This window comes from Streptomyces sp. NPDC006283 (genome assembly GCF_040613325.1).
In the GTDB taxonomy this organism is placed as follows: domain Bacteria; phylum Actinomycetota; class Actinomycetes; order Streptomycetales; family Streptomycetaceae; genus Streptomyces.
The window spans coordinates 1-4,704 of record NZ_JBEXRZ010000340.1 but is presented as its reverse complement, the minus strand read 5'-3'; the positions used below and the strand labels follow the sequence as shown (position 1 = coordinate 4,704).

Annotated in this window: 6 protein-coding genes; 3 read left to right on the top strand and 3 right to left on the bottom strand. The window is 68.6% G+C overall.

Annotated features, from left to right (window positions below; all coding sequences use genetic code 11):
* Both ABZ070_RS35425 and ABZ070_RS35420 read right to left on the bottom strand, forming a co-directional pair.
* On the bottom strand, nt 1–942 hold a 942-nt coding region (locus ABZ070_RS35425; RefSeq protein WP_356640090.1), incomplete at its 3' end, for a glycosyltransferase.
* A 40-nt stretch (nt 943–982) separates the two neighbouring features.
* The gene (locus tag ABZ070_RS35420) at nt 983–2,086 is read right to left on the bottom strand and encodes a DUF3344 domain-containing protein (protein WP_356640088.1); all 1,104 of its coding nucleotides are present in this window, start codon (nt 2,084–2,086) and stop codon (nt 983–985) included.
* A gap of 354 nt (nt 2,087–2,440) precedes the next feature.
* Here ABZ070_RS35420 and ABZ070_RS35415 point away from each other — a divergent pair, with 354 nt between their 5' ends.
* Nucleotides 2,441–2,737: a hypothetical protein gene (locus ABZ070_RS35415; protein WP_356640086.1), complete on the top strand. Its 297-nt coding sequence runs from the start codon at nt 2,441–2,443 to the stop codon at nt 2,735–2,737.
* Between the two features lie 203 nt (nt 2,738–2,940).
* Entirely contained in the window at nt 2,941–3,354 is a 414-nt protein-coding gene (locus ABZ070_RS35410) for a rodlin (RefSeq protein WP_356640084.1), read from the top strand.
* An 89-nt stretch (nt 3,355–3,443) separates the two neighbouring features.
* Here the strand turns inward: ABZ070_RS35410 and ABZ070_RS35405 are convergent, their stop codons facing one another.
* Complete coding sequence (locus tag ABZ070_RS35405; protein ID WP_356640082.1) at nt 3,444–4,085, bottom strand: vitamin K epoxide reductase family protein; 642 nt, start codon at nt 4,083–4,085, stop codon at nt 3,444–3,446.
* 156 nt (nt 4,086–4,241) lie between these two features.
* Here ABZ070_RS35405 and ABZ070_RS35400 point away from each other — a divergent pair, with 156 nt between their 5' ends.
* A complete protein-coding gene (locus tag ABZ070_RS35400) occupies nt 4,242–4,679 on the top strand; it encodes a rodlin (RefSeq protein ID WP_356640080.1) in 438 nt (145 codons plus the stop codon).
* Nucleotides 4,680–4,704: the final 25 nt, after the last annotated feature.

The window sequence follows — 4,704 nt, the reverse complement described above, 5'->3', positions numbered from 1 at the left end:
CTCCCTCGCGCCGCTGACGTCGGTCAGCACCACGGGCCGCCCGCAGGCCATCGCCTCGAGCGGGGCCAGTGCCATGCCCTCCCAGCGCGACGGCAGCACGGCCACGTCCGCGGCGCGCAGCCACGGCCGTGTGTCCGGGCACGCGCCCGCGAACAGCACCCCCGGCGGAGCCGTGCGTCGCAGCTCCGCCCCGTCCGGCCCGTCGCCGACGAGCACGAGCCGGGCGCCCCGGACCGCTCCCGACACACCGGGCCATGCCCGCAGCAACAGGTCCTGGCCCTTCTGTCGGCACAGCCGGCCCACGCACACGACGAGGGGCGCCTCGAGGGGGACGCCGAAGAGCTCGGGCAGCGCGGCCCGGGCGGTTTCGCGGCTGCGGTCGTCGCCCGCGGTGAAGTGCGTGAGGTCGATGCCGTTGCGGATCACCGACCAGCGGGCGCGGATGCCCGCCTCCTCCCCTGCCCGGCGCTCGCTCTCGCTGACACACAGGGTCCGGGTGGTCCAGCGGGTCCCGTAACGCTCCCATTGCAGGGCGAGTTCGGCCGTCCTGCCCTGCACGGCCTCGAAGGACCACGCGTGCGGCTGGAAGATCGTCGGCACGCTGCCGCGTACGGCGAGCCGTCCGGCGAGACCGGCCTTGGCGCTGTGGGCGTGCACGACGTGCGGTGCGGCGTCGCGGATGAGCCTGGCTGCGGCGCCCACTTCACGGACGAGCTGCGGCCCGGGAGCGCGCCCGGCCGGCCAGGGGTGCACCCGCGCGCCGGCTTCTGCGGCCAGGTCGGCGAGCCGCCCCTGCGGCGGGCAGGCGACGACGGGCCGGATCCCTTCCTTGACCTGTTCTCTCACCAGGTCGGTGACGACACGTGCGACTCCCCCCTCCACCGGCTGAACCAGGTGGAATACCGTCAGTCGATTCTTTTCGGCCCAGTCTCTTTGCAGCACGTGCGGCCTTCTTCGAACGCGGTGGACTGTAGATCTTCAATCAGCGGCGTGCGTCGGCCTGTACGAAGAGTGCGCCGAGGAAATGTCCGTGCTTTTCTGCGTCGAACCGGAAGGTCAACGAATGGGCGCCGCCGGTCAGAGCGGGTTCGATGTCGAACACGTCGGAGTCGTATCCGAGCGTGTTGACATGGGTTGGCTTACGGCCGGTCACGTTCGCACCGAGATCGGCGATGGTCGAATTCATCACGTCGTCGGCAGGGTTGGCCGGGTCGGCGAGAGTGAACGGCTTTCCGTTCCCGGCCCGTACGGTCACCGAGTCGCCACGGACACCTCGGTCGCCGTCGTAGGAGACGATGCCCGCGCGCCCGGCGGCGCGGGCCGGGATCCGCAGTCCGGTGAGCGTCACGGAACGGTCGGGGCGGCCACCGGGTCCGAGGGTCTGGAAGCCGTCCCACACGGCGAGTTCGCGCAGCGGCTCGGTGTCCCTCTCGTAGGCCACGACCAGGGTCCAGCCGCCCCAGGCTCCGGTCTTCGAGTGGCCCATGGCCACGTTGATCTGGGCGACCGTGTAGTAGCCGGAACCGCTGCGGCGTACCAGCGGGGTGACATCGGCCGAGGCGTGGTAGGCGTCGCTGCCGTCGCTGTCGCGGTGGGCGATCCGGGTGTCCGCCAGCACTTCCTTGTACGCGCCGCCGGGTTCGGCGATGAGGACGCGGCCGTTGTCCTCGGGCGGCTTCTGTTCGCCGACCCGCAGGTTGCCGCCCCAGTACAGGCGCGCGTAGCGCACCCGCGAGTCCTCGGGGACGGCGAGCCGGGCGCGGCTCGAGTTGTAGGTGTTGGGGTCGTCGTCGAGGTCGACGTAGAACATCTCGTAGTCGCCGTTGACGCCCTTTGCTCCGCGCCGGACGGACGAACAGGAGGTGACGGACGCCGATTTCGGCGTGCGGCAGGTGATGGCGGAATTCGCGGCGCGAACGATTCCGCCGTGATGGACCGCGTGATAGCGCTGGGCGAAGGGAATGCCGGGTGCCGCGGGAGGCGTGGGGGCGGGGGCCGCCGCGGCCGTGAGCTGAGCGGTCGAGAACGCCGCGCAGAGCAGTGCTCCCAGGGCGCCCCGCGCCACGAAGCGCGGCGACTTCGGCATGTGTGGCTCTCCGTTTTCGATCAAGTCGACAAAACAGGAGTGCACTTTGTCAGAAAGCTAGTTGGAAATCACGCGGGACGCGCACGTACGGCCATTTGGTGGCCATCTCATTCTCCTTACATACGGGCTTGTCACGGGCGGTGAAGGGTGGCGTTCGGAGCAAGCGGATCCAGTCCATCGAGTGATTCGGCAAAACCCTTTTGCCGCTTGCTCGTTGGGTGTCAGCCGTGATCGTGGGGCTGCACACCTGCCCGGCGGAGCCAGAAAGCCGGACGGGCGGGGTTTCTCCCGCGACCACGGCTCGTTACCCCTGTCGACGGCGGAGAACACCGCCGGGGAAAGGGATTCGAAAAGATGAAGTACACGAAGGCTGCTGCGATCATTGCCGGCTCCGTGGCGGCACTGGGGGCGGCTTCACCCGCCTTCGCCGCCGGTCACACGACCATGCCGCCGATGAGCCTGAACGGCGGCATCGCCGAGTTGGTGCGCTCGGCCCCCCAGATGGACTCGGTCGAGGCGGGTTCCGCCGTCAACCAGGTCGCGGACACCGCGATGGACCTGAACAACGTGAAGGGCAACGCCCCGGGGGAGGCGCTGAAGACGGCCGGCTCGCTCACACCCATGCTCGGCGGCATCGAGCTGGGTGGCTGACCCGGCCGGACGGCGAAGTCCTTCCGCCGCGGCGGTCCCGCAGGCCACGTCCGACGGGGCCGCCGCGGCATGCCGTGCGCCCGGTTCCCGAACACCACCGCAGTACAGGGCCGTTGGAGTGAACCGGGAGAACCAAACGTCTCAACTCCCGGTTGTCCAGGGCGCTCCATCGGCGGGCACACCATGAGACATAAGGACGGAACATGCTGAAGAAGGTTATGGCTACGGCAGCGATGACGCTCTCCGTGGCGGCCGCTGGTGCGACGGCGGCCCCGCAGGCTCTGGCCCTCGGCAACGACGACGGCACCAACTCGGCCAGCGGCAACTTCGCCACTCAGGCCTACGGCAACTCCAAGACGCACGGCGACCTGAGCCCTCAGCTCAGCCTGGTCCAGGGCTCGCTCAACAAGCCCTGCGTCGGTCTCCCCCTCAAGGGCAACGTCGGCTCGCTCGTCGGCATCCTGGTACCGGTGGCCGTCCAGGACATCCCGGTCCTGTCCGCGCCGCAGACCCAGCAGTGTGTTGAGAACTCCACCCAGGCCAAGGGTGACGAGCCGCTGTCGCACCTGCTCAACGACATCCCGGTGGTGTCGGGCAACGGCTCTGAGATCGACTAGTCCAAACCGCGATCAGCGAGGAACCCGGCGGCCTTCCGGCCGCCGGGTTCCTCGTCGTCAACGCCGCGCGAGCGGAGCCGTCGCACCCCTCAGCCGGTCCAGAAGTCCCACCAGCGGGTCAGGATCAGCATGCCGATCACGCCGATGTGCAGCACGGGAGGGACCCACGCGAACTCGCCGAGGAAACCGCGCAGCCCTGCGGGGGCGGGCAGTACACCGGTGCGGACGTTGTGCGCGGTCACGTACCAGAACATGAGGATCGTGGCGACCCACGCCAGCGAGCACCACAGGCACAGCGCGTTGATCTCGTACAGCGACTGGTACTGCAGCCAGGTACAGAAGCCGACTCCGAAGAGGCAGCCCGCGTTCAGACCGAGCCAGTACGCACGCCCGAAACGTGCACCGGCCAGCAGCGCCATGCCGACGCCGATCACCACGGAGTACGTGACCAGCCCCAGCATCGGGTTGGGGAAGCCGAAGACGGTCGCCTGGTCGCTCTCCATGACGCTGCCGCACGACACCACCGGGTTGAGGCTGCACCCGGGCTTGAACCCGGGGTCCTGGGCCAGCTTGATCTTGTCGATGACGATGACCCAGGACGCCAGCAGCCCTGCCGCGCCCGTGACCACCAGCAGCCATGCCAGCGCCCGGCTTCCTCCGACGCCTTCCCTACCGGCCCGCCGTCGGCCCCTCTCCTCCGCGGACACGACCCCGGTCGCCAAAATTGTCATATTGAATTCACCGATCAGATAGCTTGCAGGGCCGCCAATTGTGCACCAGCCAGAACTCGTTACGGCATTCGGGTGAACGCCCGGAACCAAACTGTCCGCTTGTAGTTGATCAGGCTGCTCCGCGTTCGAGCGTTCATAGCGAAAAGGGACAAGTAAGTGATCAAGAAGATTCTGACGACCGCCATGGTCACCGCCTCGATGGTGGGCGCGGGCGCGACGATGGCCCCGCAGGCTCTGGCCCTCGGCAACGACGGTGGCACCAACTCCGCAAGTGGCAACGGCGCCTCGCAGATCTACGGCAACGCCGAGACGTACGGTGCGATGAGCCCCCAGATGAGCCTCATCCAGGGCTCGCTGAACAAGCCCTGCATCGGCCTGCCGGCCAAGGCCAACGTCGGCTCCCTCATCGGCATCATCCCCGTCGCCGTCCAGGACGTTCCGATCCTGTCGGCGCCGCAGACCCAGCAGTGCACCGAGAACTCCACGCAGGCCAAGGGCGACGAGCCGCTGTCGCACATCCTCAGCGACATCCCGGTCCTGTCGGGCAACGGCGCTGACGTCGACTGCCGACCGGGGACGCGGCCGAGCTGCTGAGCCATTCCTTCTCTCGGCATCAGCC

Excerpts from the sequence above, each read along its gene's own strand:
- ABZ070_RS35420 (WP_356640088.1), bottom strand. The coding sequence starts at position 2,086 with ATGCCGAAGTCGCCGCGCTTCGTGGCGCGGGGCGCCCTGGGAGCACTG.
- ABZ070_RS35415 (WP_356640086.1), top strand. The coding sequence starts at position 2,441 with ATGAAGTACACGAAGGCTGCTGCGATCATTGCCGGCTCCGTGGCGGCA.
- ABZ070_RS35410 (WP_356640084.1), top strand. The coding sequence starts at position 2,941 with ATGCTGAAGAAGGTTATGGCTACGGCAGCGATGACGCTCTCCGTGGCG.
- ABZ070_RS35405 (WP_356640082.1), bottom strand. The coding sequence starts at position 4,085 with ATGACAATTTTGGCGACCGGGGTCGTGTCCGCGGAGGAGAGGGGCCGA.